The organism is Sporosarcina obsidiansis (assembly GCF_009651005.1).
Taxonomy (GTDB): Bacteria; Bacillota; Bacilli; order Bacillales_A; family Planococcaceae; genus Sporosarcina; species Sporosarcina obsidiansis.
The window spans coordinates 129,982-153,555 of record NZ_WHVW01000003.1 but is presented as its reverse complement, the minus strand read 5'-3'; the positions used below and the strand labels follow the sequence as shown (position 1 = coordinate 153,555).

Below are 23,574 nucleotides of genomic sequence, written 5' to 3'. Positions count from 1 at the left end.
TTTTCACCTCTAAAATCGCCAAAGTTCAACAAGTGTTACTACAGAAAGATAATCACCTCTACCGATTATATGCTTACCCCTTCTTGTCAACCAAGTGTCTTATTCTGTCTCCCATCAGTTGATTCCGCACCTCGAAAATCACCCACAAGTTGATTGAATCAACGAACAATTAACCTTACACTGATTATAGAAAGGACGTGACGACATGTTGCAAATTGGTCCCATCATTTTACGTGAACGTAAACGGCTTCAGGTAACGCAAGATACGCTAGCTACTTACTGCCAAGTATCAAAAGCATCCGTTTCTAAATGGGAAAAAGGACAAAGCTATCCCGATATCACGCTATTGCCTAAACTAGCATCGTATTTCAAACTGACGATAGATGAGCTGCTTGGCTATGAACGCCAATTATCAAAAGAGGCAATTCAGAAACAATATTATGAATTCGCTAACCGCTTTGGTAAAGAACCATTTGAACTTGTCTATGAAGAAATCGAAGAACAAGTGAAACTGTATTACCATGATTCAGCATTCCTATTGCAAATGAGTATTCTGATGCTTAACCATCATATGCTGGGTGAAGACAGCCCAATCGTTTTACAAAAGATCAATCAGTGGCTTAACCGCATTCGCCAATTAAGCGGAGATGTCTGGGTGTTGCGTCAAGTCAATTCCTTACAAGCAACTGTTGCGCTAATGCAAGCCGAGCCTGAAACTACTCTCCAATTATTGGACGGTGTCATCAAGCCGAGTATGGGCGACGAAATCTTGTTGGCAACAGCCTATGAACAAGTCGATGATCATGAAGAAGCGACGCGGGTGATCCAAGTCATGATGTATCAAAATATTATTCAACTTGTCGGAAGCAGCCCCATTTATTTACGCCTCAACTCTTCTAATCAACAGGTTTTTGACGAAACTCTCCGAAGAATTAACGGACTGATTGAGCTATACGCGCTACGAAAATTGCATCCCAATATATGCCTACAATTTTATTACAGTGTAGCTCAATGTGGTGCAATGACAAATAATCGCGAGCTATTGTATGCCTATTTAACAAAGTACGTTGATATCTGTATTCATGATTTGCTTCCTTTCACACTAAGAGGCGATGCGTATTTTGATTTGTTAGAAGACTGGCTAGAGCAGTTAGATTTAGGAACGAACGCACTGCGTAATACAGACATTATTAAGCAGTCAATTGTTGAATCAATGAAGGCTCCTTTTTTTGAGCCCTTTCGTAACGAGGAAGAGATGCAAGATTTACGTGAGAGATTACGCTGGGGATTGGAGGATGGACAATGAATACGAACTGGGATTTATTACTAGAGTACTTACCTTTTTTAATCCCTCTCATTTTACTACAAGTTGGTCTGGGAATTTTTTCAGCAATACATGTCATTCGGCATCCTCACTATCGCTTCGGTAATCAAGTGATATGGCTTCTAATTGTGCTGTTCATTCAATTTATTGGCCCACTAGTCTATTTTGTATTTGGAAGAGGTGATGGCGATGGTCGTACAAATTGAAGGCGTGTCAAAGCGTTTTGGAAATAAAGAGGTGTTGCGCGATATTCATCTCCACATTCCTGAACACTCTATTTTCGGATTTATTGGAGCAAACGGAGCAGGTAAAACGACTTTAATGAAATGTATGTTAGGCCTGCTACCACTCTCTGCTGGAGGCATTACAATTGCAGGAGAAAAGGTTACGTTCGGGGAAACGAAGTCAAATGCGCACATTGGCTATTTACCTGATGTACCTGAGTTTTATCCATTTTATAATGCACGACAATACTTAGAACTTTGTGCAGTCATTACAGATATACCCAAAATGGAACGGAAAACGCGAATTGAAGAATTATTGACTTTGGTTGGATTGGCCGACGTCACCTCTCCAATTAACGGCTATTCAAGAGGAATGAAACAACGACTGGGCATCGCACAAGCTCTACTCAATCGCCCTAAACTTCTGATCTGCGATGAACCGACTTCTGCCCTAGATCCTGCAGGACGTGCGCAAATCCTGTCGATATTGCAGCAGGCAAAAGCAGAAACAACTGTCTTCTTCTCTACCCATATTTTATCGGACGCGGAACAGATCTGTGACCATGTCGCCATGCTGCATGAAGGCAAAATTATTTTCCAAGATGAATTAGTAAAACTTCAACAGCGCTTTCATGATCAATTTGCCTATACCTTTACGATATCAGCGGAAAAAGCAATGAAATCTCTACAACATGTTCAGTTTCATATGGAGATCGACGGTGATCAACTGATCGTTACTTTATCAGATGATACGCAACGTCTAGCATTCATGAGAGAATTAACCCGCCAAGGACTCATCGTCCAGTCTTTACAACCACAAACCCGATTACTGGAAAAGCTGGTGTTGGAGGTGCTTACATGAATCGCTGGATTGGTTTCTTCAAGAAAGAATGGTTCGAGAGTGTGAAAACGTATAAGCTTTTTCTCGTCCTGATCATTTTTTCGATACTTGGTGTGCTCAATCCCTTTACGGCGAAAATCATGCCCGCCGTGATGGATCAATTCATGCCAGAGGGAGCTTTGCTAGATCTACCCGAGCCCACCGCGCTTGATTCCTGGCTACAGTTTTACAAAAACGTTCCACAGATGGGCTTGATTGTGTTTATTCTATTGTTCAGTACGATGATGTCGAAGGAACTGGAAAAAGGAACACTCGTGATTTTGCTTACAAAAGGATTACATCGAAGTACAGTCATTACGACAAAGTTTTTTATGGCACTTTGTTATTGGACACTCGCCATCACTTTATCATTCACGATTACGTACGCCTACACTGCCTACTACTGGGATCAAAGCACACTGCATCACCTGTTCTTCGCAGCTAGCTGTCTCTATGTTTTCGGTTTACTACTTCTTGCAATCACGTTATGGGGAAACACCTATTTCGCGACTTCCTATAGTGGGATATTGGTTACTTTACTGTTCACGATCGGCTTATTCATTGCGGCTATTTTTCCACAGTCCCATTCATGGAGTCCGCTTGAATTGGTAACTACTCCTCCACAAATTCTCACGGGTGAAATTCAAGTGTCCGAATTGCTCATTCCTTACATTATCTCGATCGGATTAATGATATTATTTGTCTGGCTGACGACTTCTCATTTCAAGAAAAAACTATTGTAAGGCATTCGGAAAAACTCATAATGAAAACGTTGACATTTAACAATAAATCATGTAAATTACTAAAGGACGAACAATCCAATGATTTTAAATGAAAACATTCGTTTATAGAGGTGATTGTAATGGATACAGTATTTGATTATGAAGATATACAGCTAGTTCCCGCAAAATGTGTAGTCGAGAGCCGTTCAGAATGTGATACATCGGTTATGTTAGGCGGACATACATTTAGATTACCTGTCGTACCTGCTAACATGCAGACGATTATTGATGAGAAAATTGCCATTCAATTAGCAGAGGAAGGCTATTTCTATATAATGCACCGCTTCAACCCTGAAAAACGTGTAGATTTCATTAAGGATATGCACGCACGTGGTTTAATTGCTTCTATTAGCGTAGGTGTGAAAGAAGAGGAATATGGATTTATCGAACAGCTTGCTGTCGATGCGCTTGTTCCTGAATTTATTACAATCGATATCGCACATGGTCATTCCAACCAAGTCATCCGAATGATTCAGCATATTAAAAAGCATTTGCCGATGAGCTTTGTCATCGCCGGAAATGTTGGTACACCGGAAGCCGTTCGTGAGTTAGAAAATGCCGGTGCCGATGCTACGAAGGTAGGCATTGGGCCAGGGAAAGTATGTATCACGAAAATCAAAACAGGATTCGGTACAGGTGGCTGGCAATTAGCAGCCGTTCGCTTATGTGCAAAAGCCGCATCCAAACCGATCATTGCAGACGGAGGGATTCGTACACATGGCGATATCGCTAAATCCGTTCGTTTCGGTGCTAGCATGGTCATGATCGGATCGTTATTTGCAGGTCACGAAGAGTCACCAGGACAAACAGTAGAACAAGATGGTCAGAAGTATAAAGAGTATTTCGGTTCTGCTTCCGAGTTCCAAAAAGGTGAAAAGAAGAATGTTGAAGGTAAAAAGATGTTTGTGGAATATAAAGGTCCGTTAAAAGATACTTTAATCGAGATGGAACAAGATCTGCAGTCTGCTATTTCGTATGCAGGCGGCAAAAAGCTGGATGCGATCCGCAATGTGGACTATGTAATTGTGAAGAACTCGATTTTTAATGGCGATAAAGTATTTTGATTCAATAAAACCGATTGGAGAAATTATTCTCTGATCGGTTTTTTGTTTGTCTATGGGCGTACTATCAGAATGCAGACCAATCAATTGAGTTTCCTTTATATCATTCGTAGAATAGTAGAAGTGCATGATTGGATCTGCAGCATACCAAAGGAGTGATTTTATTGGAAAAAGAACGTATAAAGCAACAAGTGCTAGAGGCATTTCACTTTAGACATGCCACAAAACTTTACGATGATACAAAAAAGATTACTGATGAAGATTTCCAATACATACTGGAAGCAGGGAGGCTATCACCCAGCTCACTTGGATCTGAACCTTGGAAATTTCTTGTCGTGCAAGACCCTTCCATGAGAGATAAAATGATGCCGTATTGTCCAGGCGCTGTTGAAAAGCTACGAACTGCCAGCCATTTCGTCATTTTACTAGCTCATAAAGGCGTACGCTATGACTCTGACTACTTGATCGGGCAAATGAAAGATATTCAGCAAATGCCCGATGAAGTCATCGAGACAGTTACCGGACACTACAAAAATTTTCAGGAGCTCAATCAAATTTTGGACAATGAGCGGACATTAGTTGATTGGTCAATGAAGCAAACCTATATTGCACTCGGCAACATGATGACAGCTGCCGCTTTAATTGGCATCGACTCCACACCTATGGAGGGATTCAATGCAGTCGCACTCGGACAATTGCTCGCAAATGAAGGTCTGCTCGGAAATGATGAATTTACACCTTCTGTATTGGTTGCTTTCGGCTATCGAAAAGAGGATCCTGCCCGTCCAAAAGCACGTCGTTTATTGAATGATGTGGTGGAATGGATCTGAGAAACTTTGTAGTGACAGAAATCGCTTTTGGATCGTTCGTTTGTCTGTTTGGATCGGTGCGAGGCTAGTTTGGCGCGGTTCTTATCGCCTTTGGCTCGGTTTGACCAGACTTACGCTCGGTGCTCTATCTGTTTGGCGCGGTCCACGTCCACTTTCGCGCGCGTCCGCTCACTCCGACTAAGAAAACACTCTCTTTTAATGACAAGAGAGTGTTTTTTCATATCTTCACTTCCTCTTCCTCCATCCGAAACTTATTCTCAAACAAACTCGCCATCAACGCACCGATCGTCAAATTCATCACCATATTAGCGACTGCCGGTACAGCAGCAAGGGAACCAAAATGTTCCATCGCAAGTGTCGCAGCTAACGCGGAGTTACAAATTCCTGTATGAAATAAAATCGCGCGCGCATTACGCTCGGGCACGCCCATCCATCTGGCAATGAAATAGCCTGACAACATCGGAATGCAAACTTGCAGTGTGACTGCCACAAAGACGAGTGGTAGCACTGATAAATTTTCAGAAAGAGCCTGCTGTGCATTGGAAATAACAGATAAGATCACGAGGAACAACGCAAGCTGCGACAAAACTGGGGTATATGGCTTTACTGTTTCTACTTGTCGTCGCCACTTCCACTGCACAAATAAGCCTGCTAATAAAGGCAAGAAAACAATATAAATAATATTAAGGAATAATGGCCAAAACTCAATTGGAATGAAACGTCCCGCGAACACTTGCAGTAACATAGGTGTTAGCACAGGAGAAATAAATGTATCCAATGTCGCCATCGTAATGCTGAGTGCGACTTCTCCTCCCGCGATAAATGTATAAATATTCGCGGATGTCCCACTTGGTACAGTTCCCGACAAAATAATACCTGTCGCAATTTCAGCTTGATCGCTAAAAAACAGATACGCAATTCCAATGGAAACGCCCACCATGATCGTCCATTTCAGCAAGACGCCAAGTAGCGCGTACTTAGGATTTTTGATGACTTCCAGCAATTTTTCCCACGACAGCGATAATCCCATTAGAAAGAAGATCGTTCCTAATCCAAAGCCTGTTAGCTGACGGATTGAAATAAACGCATCTGGGATAGCGTAGGCAATAATCGATAATAGCACAATCCAGATCGGCAAATATTTGGAGATGATTTTTGAAATGGTCTGTATTGTTTTCACACACAACTCTCCCTAATAAGCAAAACTTGTACTAGGCACGAGTATATCATGTCTAGTACAAGCCGTTAACATCTTGTAGAAACTTAAAGGCTTTCGTATAAGCGCGTGCTTAGGTTTATGATCACTTACACGCATTTATGAGCGCACGGACAAACTAACCATCCTAACACTTCCGATAAACATAAGCACCATTCTCCACATGATCTAATTCAACTATATCGCCAATCGATACTTCCGCATTCATTCGCACGGTTACTTTCGCACGCGCATCATCCAACTGAATGAGCGCAACTATATAAGGCGCAAGATGAGCAAATTCTGCAGGTGCGATATGAATGTCAGTGTAGCTATAGACACTTCCTTTTGAAGAAACTTCCTGCTCGTGTAGCTGGCCTGTTCCACAGCTCGGACATCTATACTTGTTTGAGACACTGGCATATTCACAACTATCGCATTGATAGACTTTCATCTCTTCACAACCTTTCTAAAATATGGACGGTAGAGTACGAGCCCGTTCCGCCTAAGTTTTGCGCCAATGCGAGTCGTGCGCCTTCAACTTGATTTGGGGCTGTTCCACGAAGTTGCTGAACGAGCTGATAAATTTGAGCTATTCCTGTTGCACCGATTGGATGTCCGCGTGACAGCAATCCCCCGCTTGTGTTCACTGGCTTATCACCCGTCGCCTTCGTTCGTCCTTGTTCCACCGCGAGCCAGCCTTCTCGTTTATTAAAAAATCCTAACTCCTCAATCGCGAGCATTTCCGTCATTGAGAAACAGTCATGAATCTCTATTACATCAATATCATCCGGGCCCACTCCCGCTTTTTCATACGCCAAGCGACCAGATTCCCGAACAGCTGGAAGCGACAACAGATCATCCGCATCTTGCATTTGCGTTGGACCTGAACTTTGTGCAGATGATCGGATATGGATATCCCCTTTTTCTCGGGTAATAATCAAAGCAGCTGCTCCATCAGATGTAGGTGAACAGTCAAACAGGCCTAGTGGCGACGTAATGATCCGTGCTCCCATGATCTCTTCCATGGTCGTCGGCTTCTGGAACTGTGCCAACGGGTTATTCAAAGCATTTTCACGATTTTTCAATGCGACCATCGCCAAATGCTCTTTCGTTGCGTCGGTCTCATGAAAATAACGATTCGCAAGCACTCCGAAAAAGCCCGGAAAGGTCAGGCCGGCCTGCTTTTCATTGGAAACCGTATCCATCGCTGCATTAATCGCTTGCGTCACATCTGCTGTAGAGGCATGTTTCATCTTTTCCACACCTGCCACCAATACCGTGTCATATTCTCCGCTCAGAATGCCCATGATTCCTTGACGCAACGCGATGCCTCCTGATGCACATGCGCCTTCAACTTTAGCCGTGGGAATATAGCCCAGTCCAAGTTCATTGGCAACAATGGCACCGAGAATTTCCTGATTGGAGATCGAACCGCCCATAAAATTCCCGACGAATACCGCATCGACTTTTGGATTCCCCGCGTCTTCCAATGCTTGAATGGAAGCTTCCAGAAGCAGTTCTTTCATGGACTTGTCGACAAACTTCCCGAACTTCGTCATACCGATTCCTTTTATATATACATTCGTCACGACTGTACCTCCTCATGCTGATTGCGCAATTCACGCTTCAAAATTTTACCGTAGGAGCTTTTCGGTAATTCGTTTACAATGTGGATTTCTTTTGGCTTTTTGAAGCTGGCCATATGATCTAGGCATAGTTGAATCAACTCTTCATTGGTTACAGCTACCGTTCCGTTCGGGACTACATAGGCAATTACATTCTCTCCCCACTTTTCATCGGGAACACCAATGACACAAGTTTCTTTTACACCAGCATGCTTGTTCAGAACTTCTTCAACTTCTCTCGGGTAGATATTCACTCCACCTGAAATGATGACGTCTTTTTTCCGATCAACGATATGAACGTAGCCCTCTTCACTTTTCCAACCGAGATCCCCTGTTTGCAGCCAGCCATCAATTAACGTTTCATTCGTCGCTTTTTCATTGTTCCAATAGCCTTTCATAACGAGAGAGCCTTTGCAGACAATTTCCCCGACTTCTCCTGCAGGCAGTTCCGTCCCTTGATCATCGACAATTTTCACATCTACAAACGGGCCCGTACGACCACATGATTCCAAGTGATCGCCAAGTTCCCGCTTCGGCATCATCGTAATGCACATCGGTGCTTCGACCTGTCCGAATGTCTGCGCGAAAATTGGTCCTGTCAGAGCGAGCGCTTGCTCAAGCTTACTGGCCGCAATTGCAGATCCTGCCATATTGATTGTCTTCAGTGTAGATAGATTCTTCGGATCAAATTTTGGATGTTGGATCATCAAATTGACCATTGTTGGCACCAAAAAGATGGCCGTAACATTTTCTCTTTTCAAATCGAGGACAAACTCTTCCGGTTCAAACTTACTGAACACCACTTGCGTAAGGCCATATAGCCATGCAACATGTGATAAGAAATTACTGCCGTGTGTCAATGGAGCAACGTGACCGATCACATCGTCATAATCCGTTTCACACGCAAGCGCGAGCGACAATGCACCCGAAATGATATTGCGATGACTCAACATAACGCCTTTCGGATTGCCTGTTGTGCCCGACGTGTACATGATCGCAAACACATCATCTTCATCGATTTCAGCAATCGAGTGGGCACCTTGACAGCTGTCAATCGCCTTTTCGTATGCCTCCCCAATTGGAAGCGCTTCCAAATTGATATCGATTGGTTGAATTAACTGCTCTTCTCCAATGATCAGTTTCACATCGGCATCTTCCAGCATATACGCATGTTCTTTCGGATGAAGCCTGTAATTTAGCGGTACCTTGATAACGCCCGAAATAGCTGCCGCTACGTCTAGCTCAATATGTTCCAATCGATTCGACATTAAAATTCCGAAACGATCTCCTTTTTCTAATCCAATCTTCTTGAAATATGCAGTAAGCGCTAATGCTCGATCCATCATTTCTTGATACGTAAACGACCTCTGTTCGTCCTTCACCGCCACTTTATTCGGATACGCAGCTGCCGATTTCATTGCTAGTTTTCCGATTGTCTCCAAATTTGCTCACTCCTTCTCTAAAAAATGGAACACAGGAATTCCCGATATTTCATCCGGTCGACGTTGCATGTCCACATCTAGTAATGGAAACACAATAAATTCAACCGTAATCGCAATCGGATTCTCGCCTCCTATGAAATGACCGCCATTAATATTCTTATGACAATCAACGAATAATCCGTGAAAATGAACCTCTAGCTCTCCTTCTGCACTATATCCAACAAATCCTGTACCCGTCAGCAATTCGACAGGCGTATCCGTAACCACTCGATTCGAATACTCCAAGCTTTGATCTTCTTTTTGATTCAATTGTACAAACGTAGCATGTGCGAGGGACCCCATACATTGAAACTGAGCCGCCTCGATACCATATTCATTGCACACTTTTATAATGCCTTCGAATAAATCTATATCTTTCTTCAAACGACCGATGATTCGATTGGTTTGGCTGTCATACACCGCTTGAATACGATTATCCAAAGCTGTAACCCCCATCTACTTTCAGAATTTGTCCTGTTGTGTAGCCAGATTCTGGTGATGCAAAATACAGAACAGCTTCCGCGATATCTGCAGGAATACCTATGCGTTTGATCGCTTGATCGCTGACATCATACTCTACTCCCGCGGTAATTGCACTTTCAGTTGCTCCAGGTGCTACCGAATTACATGTAATACCATACTCACCCAGTTCCTTTGCCACCCACTTGGTCAGCGCGATCATAGCACCTTTTGAAGCAGCATAGGCTGGACCCGATCTCCCATCTTTCGTCCCACCTGAAATTACACCACCATTAAGTCCTGAAACAGAGCTGATATTAATAATGCGACCATACTTCTGCTCAACCATATGCGGGTAGACGACCGATTGAATGAATAAAAACGTAGCTTTCGCATTGGTATCCATATCACGATCCCACATATCCAACGTCATCGTATCGAGTCCAAGCCTGCCACAAGTTCCAGCATTATTGACTAAAATATGCAGTTCACCGAATGTATCGGAAGCTCGTGCAATGGCAGCTTTAACAAACTCCGGATCGCGGATATCTCCCAAGCACTCCAAAAAGACCGCGTCCGTTCGGGCTTCTTGAATAGCTGTTAGAGTTTTACTGCAGCTGTTCAAATCCACCAAGACAACATTGGCTCCTTCTTGTGAGAGAAGGAGGGCCGTCTGGGCACCAATACCACTGGCTGCCCCTGTGACGATTGCAGTCTGTCCTTTCAGCTTCACAAGCACCCCTCCTCGTGTATCTATTTTATATTTAATAGGTCCGGTAAAAATGTGGATATTTGCGGAATGTACGTAATGAGTAGCAGGATAATAACGGAAGAGACAACGAAAGGAAAGACCCCTCTCGATATTTGTCCAATGGATGTGTTCGATATCCCGGCTGCCACAAATAAATTGAGTCCTACTGGAGGTGTAAAAAGTCCGATCGCCAAGTTGACGGTCATGAACACACCAAATACTGTTGGATCTACATCAAACATCAGTATAATTGGCAATAAAATCGGAATGAAGATGTAATATGCGGAAATCGCATCGATAAACATCCCCGCGATCAATAAGATAATATTGATCAGCAGTAGAATTATAATTTTATTGTCTGAAATACTCAGCATCACATCAGACACCTGGGATGCAATTTGTTCTGTCGTAATGATATACGCATAAACACTTGCAGCACTTACGATAAACATGACAACAGCCGTCTGAATACTAGCCCCCACCAAAATATCGTACAGTTTTTTGAGCGTTAATTCCCGATGAATGAAAAAGCCAATGAACAAGCTGTAAAATACTGCGACCACCGCTGCTTCTGTCGGTGTGAAAAATCCACCGTAAATTCCGCCCAAAATAATGACCGGAATTAACAATCCCCATATTGCACTGATAAACGCTTGGAAACGTTCCTTACCCGTCGCCGGTTCAGTTTTCTGCTGAGCCGCCACTGGACCTTCACGCTTTTCCTGCCGGCGTCTGACAAACATCGCAGCTAGAATGAAACCAACACCTAATAACAGTCCTGGGATTACACCCGCCATGAACATCCGTCCAATTGAAACCGGAATCTGGTCACCCGCTACAACCGCGAAGACGATAAACGCAATACTAGGCGGTATGATAATTCCAATTGCACCTGAACTCGCCACCAAGCCCGCTGCGGTTTCATTCTTATATCCGTTCTTCACCATACCCGGGATCAAAATACCACCAATTGCTGCCACGGTTGCAGGGCCAGAACCTGAAATAGCCGCAAAAAAGATCGCTGTCATAACTGTCACAAAGATAATTCCACTTTTCCTGTGACCAACCAAAGCTTGCGCAAAATCGATCAAACGTTTCGAAATTCCCGCATGCTCCATAATGACTCCCGCCAAGATGAAAAACGGAATCGCGAGCAACGTAAATTTTGCCACACTCGTGTACATGATATCTGCTACCAATTCCAAGCCGAACAGACCGCTTCCTGTAAAAAGCACCACTATGGACGAGATCGCAAGCGCCACAGCAATCGGCATTCGAAGCATGACTAAAATGAAAAACAATCCGAATAAAATTAAAGCTGTCATAATGGCTGCTCTCCCTTCCCATTTTGCTGACGAAATTCAGCAATCGTTACTTGGATGGAGCGTAGTAAACAGAAAAGCGCTCCTATTGGCATCGACATCGAGAACCACCATTGCGGCCATCCGAGCGAAGGCGTCTTCTGCCCCATGTCCATCTGATACTGCACCATCATAATTCCGAAATACAATAAAATGAAAAACAATAAGACCATCATCAAACCAACCAAAATCGTAATGATATTCTTTAGCAGTCGATTGCCTTTGTCATAAATCAAGGTAAAGCCAAGGTGTGCGTATTCACGCACACCAATGGCTGTTCCGACGAATGTTAACATGACAAATAGATTGACTGTAATTTCCTCCGTGAAGGAAAATGAATAATTGGCAAACCCTCTGGATAGCACATTTACGAATGCAATGGTGGACATGATGGACAACACGATAACAACAATCCACTCTTCTAATCTATTGAGTACTTTTCCCATATATCCACCCTCCAGGTATTATTGGTCACGGAACTTATCTAACAGATCCTTGCCCCAAATATCTTCGTATTTATCATAGACTGGCTGTACTGCTTCTGTGAATTTTGCAAGTTCTTCATCCGTCGGTGCGTAAAACTGCATCCCCGCATCCTTCAACTCATCAATTTGCTTCGCTTCTTTTTCACGAGCTATTTCCACTTGATATTGTGCTGCTTCTTTACCTAATTTTTTAACCAACTCTTGATCTTCTTTACTCATCGAATCAAACAATTTTTTGTTGATACCTAACACCAATGGATCATAAGAATAGTTCCAAGTTGTTAAGTAATCTTGTACTTCGTTCAGCTTAGACGAATGAATTACGTCAATCGGATTTTCTTGTCCGTCAATCGTTCCTTGCTGTAGTGACGTAAAGACTTCAGAGAATGCCATTGTCGTAGGATCAGCACCTAACGCGCGGTATAAGTCGGTATACATTGTAATTCCTGGGATACGGACTTTTAGACCTTTCATATCTTCTGGTGACTTGATTTCCTTCTTGCTATTGGTAATTTGACGGAAACCATTTTCCCCGAATCCAAGCAACTCTACGTTCTTTTCATTCAAAATTTCTCCAATCGCTTCTCCACCTGCACCATTGAATACCTTGTCCACACCGTCTTTATCTTTAAATAGGAATGGCGCACTTGCTACACCGAAACGGTCATCCAAAATGGAGTAGATGATCGTGGAGTGAAGACTTAAATCGGTTTGTCCTTTTGTCAGTAGCTCGACACCCTTCCCTTGATCTCCGTTTGATAATTGTTCGTTCGGGTAGACTTCGATATTAATACGGCCGTCTGTCTCTTCTTTCAGGTCTTTTGACAACTTGTCTGCTGCTTGATACCAAGTGGATGAATCATTGACCGTTACGGACATTTTTAAGTTGTAGGATTTTCCTTCTGATTCTGCTTTGCCTCCATCGCTCGAAGAAGCACCTTCTTTGTCTGACGAACATGCCGCCAGCATGAGCATTGCAGATAAACCAATCGCTCCTAAAATACTCTTTTTCTTCATTTTCATCTTCATTTCCCTCCAGTTTTTATCTACATATAGTAGTCTAAGTACCGTTAATTTCCGTTCCAGGCGGACGCTTTCCGGAGGGCCCGCGGTGAGCCAACTAGTCGCTAGCGCTCCTTTAGTTGTCTCACCTGTCGGGCTGATCCTCTCGGAGTCGCCGCCTTGCACTACAATTAACTAGAATGTTCTTTTCCCAATACATCCCAAACTTACTTAAAGAGCTTTTCGTGAACCAAATCGACGATATGCACAGCTCTTGAAGTTTGTGATAGCCCCTCTCTTTCCACACCTACTTTCATCTGCAGCAAGCAACCGGGATTTGTGGTTACGATGGTTGTTGCCTGGATTTCTTGTACTTCTTGCATCTTAGCATCGAGAATGGTTATGGCCATTTCGGGTTGCAGCAAGTTATAGATACCGGCGGAACCGCAGCATAGGCGGGCACCGGGTAATTCCACGAATACAGCGTCGTTCATTGCGTGTAATATCTCTCTGGGTTCGTTGATGACACCATTGACGTTGCGTAAATGGCAGGAATCTTGATAGGTAATCAACTCTTTTATTTCAGAACTTGGACGCATTGCCAGCTTCTCGACAATGCCTAATTGGACAAGCAATGAAGATATATCGATTTGCTTTTCAACAAATCGTTTGGCTTTCGCTAACAGCACTGCATCCTGTTCGAATAAACGATCATATTCCGCTAAAAACGCTCCACATCCACCTGCGTTGTTGACGATGAAGTCTACATTTTCAGAATCAAATGCTTCCAAATTCGCTTCGGCATTGCGAGTCGCGCGGTCCATCTCTCCGCTATGACCTTGCAGTGCGCCGCAGCATTGTTGGTTTTTCGGAATAACGATTTCACAGCCAAGGTACTCTAGCAAATCAATCGTATGCCGGTTTGTTTCCTGAAACATCGTATCCATCAGACAGCCAGTGAAGAACGCTACTTTCGTTTTCTTTTCTTCTGTATGAACGATTACTCTCGGTTGTTTTGGTGGATCTGGTAAGACCTTTTCCATATCCCGCATCATCGTTGGGAATAAATCGAGAAAACCCACTCTTCTGACAATCTTCTGCAAACCCGACTTCTGATAGAATCTCACAAGTCCTACTGCCTGTTTCATCCGCTTCTGATCTGCAAATAAATGATCAAACGCACCTTTTCGGATGACTTTCTCTTTTACCGAAAGCTGCTTGGCCGAAACAATAGCATCCCGCGTCTCTTCAATCAATGTTCCATATTGGACACCTGCAGGACAAGCCGGTTCACACGCACGACAGCCGAGACAGAGATCAAATGCTTCTTCAATTGATCCATCCCACACAACCACACCGTCCCTTACTGCTTTCATCAAAGCAATACGCCCGCGCGGTGATTGTGTTTCATCATCCCCTGAATGAATATATGTGGGACAGGCAGGTAAACAGAACCCACAGCGCATGCAGTCCATCAGTCGGTTTTCATCGACATGCGTGACGAAAGCCTGGCGGATTGCTTCTGGTTGTGCGTTACTCATGCTGGACCACGATCCTTTTCTTCGTATCCTTCGCGAACATCTTTCCCGGATTCATAATATTGAGCGGGTCCATTGCCTGTTTGATGCTTTTCATGACGGCCATCCCTTCAGGTCCGATTTTCCACTCTAAATACGGAGATTTCATTTCGCCTACACCGTGTTCTCCTGTAATCGTGCCGCCTAATTGAATCGCACGGTCGAAAATTTCTGCAAACGCTGCTTCCACACGGCTCATTTCTTCTTCATCACGTTCATCGGTCAAAATGGTTGGATGTAAGTTGCCATCCCCTGCATGTCCGAATGTGCAAATTAGTAAATCATATTTAACCGCAATCTGCTGAATCGTTTTGACCATCTTCGCAATTTCTGAACGCGGTACTGTCGCATCTTCGAGGATCGTTGTCGGTCGCAAACGAGCGAGTGCAGATAACGCAACACGGCGTGCGATACTAAGTTGTGCCGCTTCTTCTGTCGACTTCGCCATTTGCACGGACGTGGCACCATGCTCCATACAAAGCTGATGAACAAGCGCCATATCTTTATCGACAACTGATTCGTCGCCATCCTGTTCAATTAGCAACATCGCTTCACAATCGGTCGGCAAGCCGATATGCATGAAATCCTCCACCGCTTGAATCGTTCCTTTATCCATGAATTCTAAAGTGGCAGGCACAATCTTCGAGGCAATGATAGAAGAAACCGTCTCAGCTGCTTCTTCCAATTCATTATAGAAAGCTAGCAACGTCTTCTTCGTCTCCGGTTCCGGAATCAAACCAAGCGTGATTTCCGCAATGACACCAAGCGTCCCTTCCGATCCAACGTATAGACTTGTCAGATCATAACCCGCTACGTCTTTTGCTAATTTGCCGCCTGTCGTGAGTACCTCTCCTGATGGCAATACAACTTTTAAGGCTTTGACGTAATCTCGTGTCACACCGTATTTGAGTCCTCGTAATCCTCCTGAATTCTCGCTGACATTGCCGCCAATTGTCGAAATGCTCATCGAACTTGGATCAGGGGGATAAAACAGACCGCTCGTCGCAACCTTTTCATTAATTGTCTGTGTAATGACACCTGGTTCTACCGTAATTGTTAAATTCTCTTCATCTAGTTCCAAGATTCGATTCATTCGATTAAACAGTAGTACGACTCCACCAGATGTTGGCGTTGTCCCAGCTGCTAAATTCGTTCCCGATCCCCGAGAGACAATTGGAACTTGATGCTCTGCACAAACTTTGACGATTTCCTGTATGTCTTCAATTGAAGAAGGTGACAGCACCACATCTGGCATAGCCTGGAAGTTGGCTGTTGCGTCATAGGAATACGCAAGCTTCTGTGCAATTGTCGTTTTGGCATGGGCAGTTCCTGTAATTGCGACTAATCGATCCAGTATATGCGCATCCATGAAGCCACTCCTTTCTCAACGTTTGATTAATTAGTCTAATTCTAATAGTCTAACTATTTATTTCATATGGTTATAAGCACAATATTACGTGTCGAATTACGTCGAATTATTGTGATAACAAACAATTATGAAGGTAATTAGACCTAATTATGTATTTTTTCACACCGAATATTAGTAAGCGCTTACATATTCAAATTAAGCATTTACTAAAAAAGAGAAACGCTAGAACGCTTCTCTTTGCACCCTCTTGTCTTCTGACGGAGCGAGGTGGTTTTCCTGTGTTCTAAAAACGTTCCTCCAAAATAGGAATGCACTCAGTTCATGGACAACCCCTTTCAGAAATTCAAGTAAACTAGTAACACCAAACATGTTTCTTAACCTCTACAGGTTTCCTACTTCTCTCTTGTCCTCACTAAAAAATATACATTGAGCGAGGAAGCAATCGGAATCACTAACGCAATCCCCATTCCTGCACAGAGGATTAAAATCATTTCAGAACTAAATATTTTCGAATTGATGATTTCTCCAATAGAATAGTTCAGATCCTTGAACCAAATAAGTAGTGCCAAGTAACCTCCGAAGAAGGCGAAGAACAATGTGTTCGTATCCGTCCCTAAAATATCCCGCCCGATGCTAACCCCAGATGTAAACAATTCCTTCTTACTCAGGGATGGAGTATGTTTAAAGACTTCATGCATGGACGAAGCAATTGATATGGCGACATCCATGATCGCCCCGATTGTACTCATAATAATGACAGAAGCTCCAATTTTCACGAAGTCTACGCCAATATATAGAGACTGTCCTGCATTCTCCTCTTCTTCCTCTTCTCCAAACCCTTGAATCATTAACTTTTGCGATACGATTACAATGAAAAACAACAATATGACAATTGTGATCATAGTAGAAATGATCGCGATCGTCGTTTTGCTGTTCACTTCATTGTTTAGGACGTAAGATTGACAAATAGAAGGGATGGATCTCTCCCACTCCTGTGGAGGTGTTTTTAAATAGTTTGCAACATGTAATATCGCGTCATCTGTACTCATAATAGATTTTCGGTAAACTAAAAAGAGAGTCAATAGTAGTAATCCTCCCCAGCTCCCTGAAAAATCTTGCTCAATTGAGACACGCCCTTTCGAAAGTCATCTGGCGAAGCAAATGCATACGATAACCGGATGAATTGCCCCGTGTCCTCTGCATATATGTTTCCTGGATTGAGAAGAATCCCTCTGGCCATGGCTTTATCAAATAAACGACTTACAGTAAAATCCGGCTTTATCCGAAGCCAAATGAAAAAACCGCCCTCTGGAACATCCCACTCCGCCACGTTGGACAGATATGTATTCAAGGCTTGTAGTGCAGCACTTCGACGGATTCGTAACTGTCCTCTAACATTTTTTAGATGTTCTTCATATAGGCCGCTAGTTAGCCATTCCGCAGCTACTCGCTGACTGATCGCACTAGATCCGTAATCTGATTGCATCTTCAAGTCGGCCAGCCGATTAATGACGGATTCCGGACCCACGATCCATCCAATCCGTAATCCCGGGCTCAGAGACTTAGATAGGCTTCCAAGATAGAGCACGTTTCCTGAATGATCCATAGCTTTTAAAGGAACTGGTGGTTCATTGTCTATCCATAAATCTCGATAAACATCGTCCTCGACTATTGGCAATTGCTCTTTCTTGCATTTTTCCAGAAGTTCTAACCTTCTTTTGTCCGACATGGTGATCCCGGTTGGATTATGGAATGACGGGATCGTGTAGAGAATTTGTTTTTCTTTTTGCAACTGGCTAATAGATTGTATTTTCACGCCTTCTCTATCCATCGAGAGCCCTTTCAGCTCCATGCCGGCCGATTGAAAAATCGATAAAGAGTACAAATAAGACGGTTTTTCTAGTAAAACCGATGTTCCTCTTGGAAGCAGGCCTATTGATATGAGATGCAATGCTTGAAGAGCTCCTGACACAACGAGAATCGAAGAAGGTGATGCATCAATTCCTCTCACTTTCAAATAGTTGCTGATTGCTTGTCGAAGTAGAATATTTCCCTTTGGCTCTTCGTAGCCTAGCGTAGTAAACTGGTCAGATACCTTCCGCATGACAGATTGCATAGTCATTGTTGGAAATAGTTTCGCCGCTAATTCTCCTTTACTCAACTGAATCAATTGATCATTTGATTCCTCTCTATTAATTTCCTGAACCATTGTCATACTGGCTTTGTGAATTCCCTTTGACACATTTTCATTCCAATTTACAGTGGCCTGCTGACCCATCAGTGTCCACGTGTTATTCGTAACAATGGTACCACTTCCGACTCGCCCTTCAATTAACCCCTCCGCCATCAATTCATCTAGTGCCGTAATGACCGTGCTACGATTCACTTGGAAAATCTCCGCCAAATTGCGTTGACTTGGAATTTTGCTTCCAATAGGCCATTCACCTTTTTCAATTTTCTCTTTGATTTCATCTACAATGACCGCATATTTGGGTTTCTTCATCATCTTACACTCCCGATAGAATGGTTGGTTTTTTTCTAGCATACCTGTTGGATACATTGTTGCAAAGCACGTTTATCATGGAGGTAATCCCTTCGACTGACATATAGTGGCTGGGTACAGAGGGGGTAGTCATTTGAAATCATGGAATTTAAGAATCATTGGTGCTCATTTCATTACGATTATACTATGGTCTTCTGCTTTTCCAGCAATTCGGGTGGCTTTAACGGCTTATTCACCGGAGCATATTTCTCTTCTGCGTTTACTAGTTGGCTCATCTTGCTTGCTGATTCTAGCGCTCTTTTTAAAAATACGATTGCCAGATAAAAAAGATTTACCTTTTATCTTGCTGCTTGGATTTTTAGCATTTTCGGTATATCATGTCGCCTTAAATTATGGTGAGCAAACTGTCAATGCAGGAATCGCTAGTCTGCTAGTATCAATTGCACCACTGTTTACCGCTTTACTTGCTTTGCTCTTCTTCAAGGAACGTTTCGGAATGTTCGGCTGGCTTGGCGCATTCATTGCGCTCACTGGGGTAGTTTTTATTTCTTTCGGAAATGGGAACGAGATCGTTTCGACCCCTACAGGAATCTTGCTGATCCTAATTGCCGCGCTTGCCGAAAGTTTCTATTTTGTTTTTCAAAGCGCTTATCTTCAGAAGTATGGGTTTATTCCATTTACGATGTACACCATTTGGGGAGGTACTCTTAGCATGTTGTGGTTCGTTCCAGGACTTACACAGGAAATAAGTCAGGCACCTCTTGATATCACACTAACGATCGTTTACTTAGGAATTTTCCCGACAGTGATACCATACTTCGCATTAGCTTATGTTACTACAAAATCAGGAGCTGCTGAAGCTACAAGTTCTCTTTACTTGACACCTGCTTTTGCATTTCTGATAGCATGGGTCTGGCTTCACGAAGTACCAACCTTTTACCAAATCGTTGGTGGCCTCATTACTCTTTTGGGTGTTTCAATTTCGAATATGAAAGAGCGTAAAACAACAATAGTCTCAACCGTAAAGAGGTTCAATCAACTGTGATTGTTTACATTTTAAAAAAGTTTCTAGTGCGGATGTACATTATTATCATCAATCCCGTTTTCTATCTATTTGTTTTACTTCTAAAATAGTTTCTTGACCTTTGTATTCTGGCAATTGAAGAAGTGTAATTTCCTTCATATAAAAGTATGGCTTTGACTCAACCATTAACTCTTTGAAATAGTACTTGGTAATCATAATTTGATCGCTATAAAGCTACACTTCTTCAATTCTCTTCTTTCCATTGTTCTTATCGATTTACAAAAATCTAATTGACCACTTTCATCAATTATTTTCTTTATGATACGCTCACCGTGATTCTTAACAATAAATTCATTAGCGTAATGTGCAAAAAATCACGTTCATGAGTCGTAAACATAAAAGCATTCCCCAAAATACTCCTTACACTCCAAAATTAGCACCTCTTCAAGCCAAAGACGTTCTACATCTTTTTCTCATGGGAGACACCTTGTTGGCATCTAGTTAATTACTTAGAGGAGAACTTTGAAAAACATTAGCTTTCTAAACTTGATTACAAAAAAAGCCTCATTTTCCTTAAAGAAAACGAAGCAAGCCTTTATTCTATTCATCACCAGACAATTGCTCTTCCATCAAACATAATGCCAAGTACAGTAAAAACACATCATGGGTGCTCGATACAGACAATCCAGTTAATTGCTCGATCTTTTGCAGACGATAGGACAACGTGTTCTTGTGGATATGCAAACGCTGTGCCGTGTTTTGCATGGATTGATTCTCTGAAAACCAGACCTTCAAGTTGTTCATCAGCTCTTCTTCTTTTACAAGAGGGGCTACCGTACGACTCAAAAAATCAGCACGCGCAGCTTCTGGTATGCTTTGCAAAATAATTTCAAGGCGCAACTCATGCTCGAAAACAATTTCACCGGATCTTCTCGAGGCATTGACGGCACGTTCTGCTTGTGCGAACGATTTGGCTAAGTCGAAGTAATGTGCCTGTCCACCTATGCCCGCGATGACTTGTACTTTTTTTCGACGTTTCATATGAAGCAACAAGAACTTCAATTCGTGCTTGAGCGTTTCTTGGTTCATTTCAGGTAGTAGCAGTAAGATTTTGTTCTGTGCCCAGCGAATCATTTTCATGGAGTCGTGAATGTTTTGAATAGACCCGAACGTTTCCATTTCTTCGATCGAAAACTGCTCTAATAAATCTATCACTTCCAAGACCGCCACTTGTCTGTATTGCGCAACATCGATTCCGAGTAATGTGCCCCGTTCTACAAACCGTTCATCTTTTTTCGTACCCGTCAGCCAATCAAACACGAAAAACTCCACATCACGCACTTTCTCATCCTTCTGTTTTCGTTTCAAGGAGTCTTGGATGAACAGTTCTGCTACCCGTAAAATTAACTGCGCTTGGGGCCTGATCGTTTCGGGTTCACCCGTAATACCAAGTGCGGCAATCGGTTCACCGTCAATGATGATCGGCAGCACGATCCCTTTACGCACACCACGCAAACGCTCAACTTCTTCATCATCCATATAAAGCATTTCTTTCTGACGAATGCTTAGTAATGCTCCTTCATGAAATTGATTTATCCGAGCAGCATCTGTACTGGCCTGAATGAATCCACGACGGTCCGTTAAAATCACCTGTTGCTGTATCAAATTCGATAACTCTTTTACCATTTCCTGACCTAATGTATCAAATTGAAACATCTGTCTCACCTCGGATGAAAACTGCTAGATAATGTTATCTTACGCCACTTCCGTTTTCATCTCAATAGGTGTCGACATTACTTTATGCGCACTTCTCTGATTCCGCTACTCCAAGCTTTCATCAACAGTTGCAGTAGTTCTGCTGTGTCTATAAAAGTAGATTTCTCCAAGGTGATCGAGCCGCCACTATCTGTATGATGTTGTTGAGCCGCGAGCCGATTGATCATTGACGTTTGCTGGTGTTTAGTTACGGGATGTCCAGACAAATTCTTAGTATCGGAAGCCTTGCGTAAGCTGCCGTTTCGGAGGCCGTGCCATGCAATTTCCGCTCTAACTTCTTGCCATGCTTCTGAAGTATAACCCCGCTGTTCAAAATAGCTTCCGTTCTGCCAATCCGAGCCATCAAAATGTGGATACGGACCTTTCTCTTTCGCCAGCTGCAACGAAGCCTTGATTACATGCAAACTAATTTCTTCAGATAGTTCTTCAATGAATATTACTGGCTGTTCCGAATGTAGGTCAATTCGTTGGTCTACAAGAAGTTCTTCCCAGCCTGCCACTTCGATTTGTATATCCCGCCTACTATCCTCTTTATCCCATACATCCAATATACCGTTCAACAAACGAACATGGATTGCACAAACACGAGCCAAGATGTTTCTCCGCATCACTTGCGGCAGTTGAATATACGAATGCAATCCCCTAGTTTCGGACGTCAAATTGTCGTCGAAATGGAAAACGACTCCATCACTAGCCAACAGCTGTTTCATGAGCCCAATGGCTGAAAGCTTTTTGTGCGTTATCGCTGGATTGGCAACAGCCTGACGAAATGCTTCACTGTCAACATCATGAAGAGAGCAATTCATTACACGTCGCACTTCCTCCAAATCAAATACAAGCCAGGAACCACATGCTTTCACTTGTTCCATAAAGACACGGGGAATACGTGTATGCTTTTCCTTCACTTGACTGGTCAAAAATGATGTAATTCGTAAATCTAAGAGATCCATCGAATGAATTCGGTGTACAGACCGCCCTGGTTGGAACGTCTTTCCAAAGAACGACATCACATCGTCTGGTAACGTCACATACCTCTTACTCAGTACCCAATAGGCTTCACGTACTTTTTGTAGACGCTGCACGGTTTCGTTCTGCATCGCCGCCATTGCAATGAGCATCAGCCGTTCTTGCGGCAGTCCCAGTCGTCGATCATAATGATTACACGTGACAAAATCGTTCATATATTGACGGAGCTGTGCAATCGATAGAAGCTGATCGCGGTTCGGCACAATTTGAAGTCCTAACCATTTGATTTCATTGGTTGAATAACGATTGATCCAGCTTCCATATAAGCCGTCACTCATCAATTTTCGTACTACTTGATGAAAATCTTGGTATGCGGGCTTTTTGCGCAGTTGCTCCGCTTGTCTATACAACATCTCAAGCAGTGCACGTTCATGCGTACGCTCATCTGTTTGTTCAAATACTCTCATCTCGCTGTCTCCTTTCCTATACAACAAAAAACAATCATCCCGCCCCTTCGGCAGTATGATTGCAATAGTTGTGAATGAGGAAACAAAAGTAGGCAGCTCTAATTTACTTCATGCAAACCGCATGAAAACTAGAGACCTTTTTGCCTCCACCTCTCAACCCCCGAAGAAAGTGTCGCTTTGACGATGCGCGGCAGGTCTCCTGGCTTCACTTCATCCTTCCGCTTGTGCCTTCCCATGTCTCCATAGTGGCTGATTCTAGCGGTCGTCCGTGTGTACAGTTGCGGGGACAGCTCCGATTTACGGATTCCCTTTTACACCTTGATAGGTACCAACGCATCGTGCAAACTCATTATATTTGGTTTGTTCTAGTTTACCATGGAAAGAGGGGTAGGTGGTAGGGGATGTTTTGTGACAGGAGAAAGAAAGAGC

General features: G+C 43.1%; 22 protein-coding genes and 1 riboswitch. Of the genes, 7 read left to right on the top strand and 15 right to left on the bottom strand.

The features are described 5' to 3' along the window. The first annotated feature begins 205 nt into the window (after window positions 1-205). The 6 genes from GD002_RS04290 (at window position 206) to GD002_RS04265 (ending at window position 5,101) form a co-directional block, all read left to right on the top strand. Window positions 206-1,306: a helix-turn-helix domain-containing protein gene (locus GD002_RS04290; RefSeq protein ID WP_153731102.1), complete on the top strand. Its 1,101-nt coding sequence runs from the start codon at window positions 206-208 to the stop codon at window positions 1,304-1,306. Next, on the top strand, window positions 1,303-1,530 hold the full coding sequence (locus GD002_RS04285) for a PLDc N-terminal domain-containing protein (protein WP_153731101.1): 228 nt from the start codon (window positions 1,303-1,305) through the stop codon (window positions 1,528-1,530). The genes GD002_RS04290 and GD002_RS04285 overlap by 4 nt, the downstream gene beginning before the upstream one ends. Next, on the top strand, window positions 1,514-2,410 hold the full coding sequence (locus GD002_RS04280) for an ABC transporter ATP-binding protein (protein WP_153731100.1): 897 nt from the start codon (window positions 1,514-1,516) through the stop codon (window positions 2,408-2,410). Before GD002_RS04285 ends, GD002_RS04280 begins: the two co-directional genes overlap by 17 nt. Continuing rightward, window positions 2,407-3,171, top strand: coding sequence for an ABC transporter permease (locus GD002_RS04275; protein WP_153731099.1), 765 nt, complete (start codon window positions 2,407-2,409; stop codon window positions 3,169-3,171). Before GD002_RS04280 ends, GD002_RS04275 begins: the two co-directional genes overlap by 4 nt. Before the next feature lie 119 nt (window positions 3,172-3,290). Continuing rightward, entirely contained in the window at window positions 3,291-4,274 is a 984-nt protein-coding gene (gene guaC, locus GD002_RS04270) for a GMP reductase (protein ID WP_153731098.1), read from the top strand. Window positions 4,275-4,435: 161 nt separating this feature from the next. Beyond that, complete coding sequence (locus tag GD002_RS04265; protein ID WP_153731097.1) at window positions 4,436-5,101, top strand: NAD(P)H-dependent oxidoreductase; 666 nt, start codon at window positions 4,436-4,438, stop codon at window positions 5,099-5,101. A gap of 217 nt (window positions 5,102-5,318) precedes the next feature. Here the strand turns inward: GD002_RS04265 and GD002_RS04260 are convergent, their stop codons facing one another. The 13 genes from GD002_RS04260 to pdxR form a co-directional block, all read right to left on the bottom strand. Further along, window positions 5,319-6,281, bottom strand: a complete 963-nt coding sequence (locus tag GD002_RS04260; RefSeq protein WP_153731096.1) for a bile acid:sodium symporter family protein — start codon at window positions 6,279-6,281, stop codon at window positions 5,319-5,321. A 163-nt stretch (window positions 6,282-6,444) separates the two neighbouring features. Beyond that, window positions 6,445-6,750: a Zn-ribbon domain-containing OB-fold protein gene (locus GD002_RS04255; RefSeq protein ID WP_153731095.1), complete on the bottom strand. Its 306-nt coding sequence runs from the start codon at window positions 6,748-6,750 to the stop codon at window positions 6,445-6,447. Window positions 6,751-6,754: 4 nt separating this feature from the next. Then, on the bottom strand, window positions 6,755-7,888 hold the full coding sequence (locus GD002_RS04250) for a thiolase C-terminal domain-containing protein (protein WP_153731094.1): 1,134 nt from the start codon (window positions 7,886-7,888) through the stop codon (window positions 6,755-6,757). Continuing rightward, window positions 7,885-9,366, bottom strand: a complete 1,482-nt coding sequence (locus tag GD002_RS04245; RefSeq protein WP_153731093.1) for a class I adenylate-forming enzyme family protein — start codon at window positions 9,364-9,366, stop codon at window positions 7,885-7,887. The genes GD002_RS04250 and GD002_RS04245 overlap by 4 nt, the downstream gene beginning before the upstream one ends. Window positions 9,367-9,372: 6 nt before the next feature. Further along, a complete protein-coding gene (locus GD002_RS04240) occupies window positions 9,373-9,846 on the bottom strand; it encodes a PPC domain-containing DNA-binding protein (RefSeq protein WP_153731092.1) in 474 nt (157 codons plus the stop codon). Next, window positions 9,839-10,597: an SDR family NAD(P)-dependent oxidoreductase gene (locus GD002_RS04235; protein WP_228548291.1), complete on the bottom strand. Its 759-nt coding sequence runs from the start codon at window positions 10,595-10,597 to the stop codon at window positions 9,839-9,841. Before GD002_RS04235 ends, GD002_RS04240 begins: the two co-directional genes overlap by 8 nt. 20 nt (window positions 10,598-10,617) lie before the next feature. Next, window positions 10,618-11,940 (bottom strand): TRAP transporter large permease, encoded by a 1,323-nt coding sequence (locus GD002_RS04230; RefSeq protein ID WP_153731090.1) that lies wholly within the window; start codon window positions 11,938-11,940, stop codon window positions 10,618-10,620. Further along, window positions 11,937-12,422 (bottom strand): TRAP transporter small permease, encoded by a 486-nt coding sequence (locus GD002_RS04225; protein ID WP_153731089.1) that lies wholly within the window; start codon window positions 12,420-12,422, stop codon window positions 11,937-11,939. Before GD002_RS04225 ends, GD002_RS04230 begins: the two co-directional genes overlap by 4 nt. A gap of 18 nt (window positions 12,423-12,440) precedes the next feature. After that, a complete protein-coding gene (locus GD002_RS04220) occupies window positions 12,441-13,490 on the bottom strand; it encodes a DctP family TRAP transporter solute-binding subunit (protein WP_153731088.1) in 1,050 nt (349 codons plus the stop codon). Window positions 13,491-13,690: 200 nt separating this feature from the next. Continuing rightward, window positions 13,691-15,004, bottom strand: coding sequence for a (Fe-S)-binding protein (locus tag GD002_RS04215; RefSeq protein ID WP_153731087.1), 1,314 nt, complete (start codon window positions 15,002-15,004; stop codon window positions 13,691-13,693). Next, a complete protein-coding gene (locus GD002_RS04210) occupies window positions 14,997-16,409 on the bottom strand; it encodes an FAD-linked oxidase C-terminal domain-containing protein (protein WP_153731086.1) in 1,413 nt (470 codons plus the stop codon). The genes GD002_RS04215 and GD002_RS04210 overlap by 8 nt, the downstream gene beginning before the upstream one ends. A 392-nt stretch (window positions 16,410-16,801) precedes the next feature. Beyond that, window positions 16,802-17,491, bottom strand: coding sequence for a YibE/F family protein (locus GD002_RS04205; RefSeq protein ID WP_228548290.1), 690 nt, complete (start codon window positions 17,489-17,491; stop codon window positions 16,802-16,804). Further along, window positions 17,488-18,912, bottom strand: a complete 1,425-nt coding sequence (gene pdxR / locus GD002_RS04200) for a MocR-like pyridoxine biosynthesis transcription factor PdxR (protein ID WP_153731085.1) — start codon at window positions 18,910-18,912, stop codon at window positions 17,488-17,490. The genes GD002_RS04205 and pdxR overlap by 4 nt, the downstream gene beginning before the upstream one ends. 133 nt (window positions 18,913-19,045) lie before the next feature. Here pdxR and GD002_RS04195 point away from each other — a divergent pair, with 133 nt between their 5' ends. Then, the gene (locus GD002_RS04195) at window positions 19,046-19,957 is read left to right on the top strand and encodes a DMT family transporter (RefSeq protein ID WP_228548289.1); all 912 of its coding nucleotides are present in this window, start codon (window positions 19,046-19,048) and stop codon (window positions 19,955-19,957) included. Between the two features lie 579 nt (window positions 19,958-20,536). Here GD002_RS04195 and GD002_RS04190 read toward each other — a convergent pair. Next, entirely contained in the window at window positions 20,537-21,652 is a 1,116-nt protein-coding gene (locus tag GD002_RS04190; protein WP_153731083.1) for a CdaR family transcriptional regulator, read from the bottom strand. Between the two features lie 77 nt (window positions 21,653-21,729). Further along, window positions 21,730-23,145 (bottom strand): ribonucleoside-diphosphate reductase subunit alpha, encoded by a 1,416-nt coding sequence (locus tag GD002_RS04185; protein ID WP_153731082.1) that lies wholly within the window; start codon window positions 23,143-23,145, stop codon window positions 21,730-21,732. A gap of 172 nt (window positions 23,146-23,317) precedes the next feature. Then, window positions 23,318-23,494, bottom strand: a riboswitch (cobalamin riboswitch). Window positions 23,495-23,574: the final 80 nt, after the last annotated feature.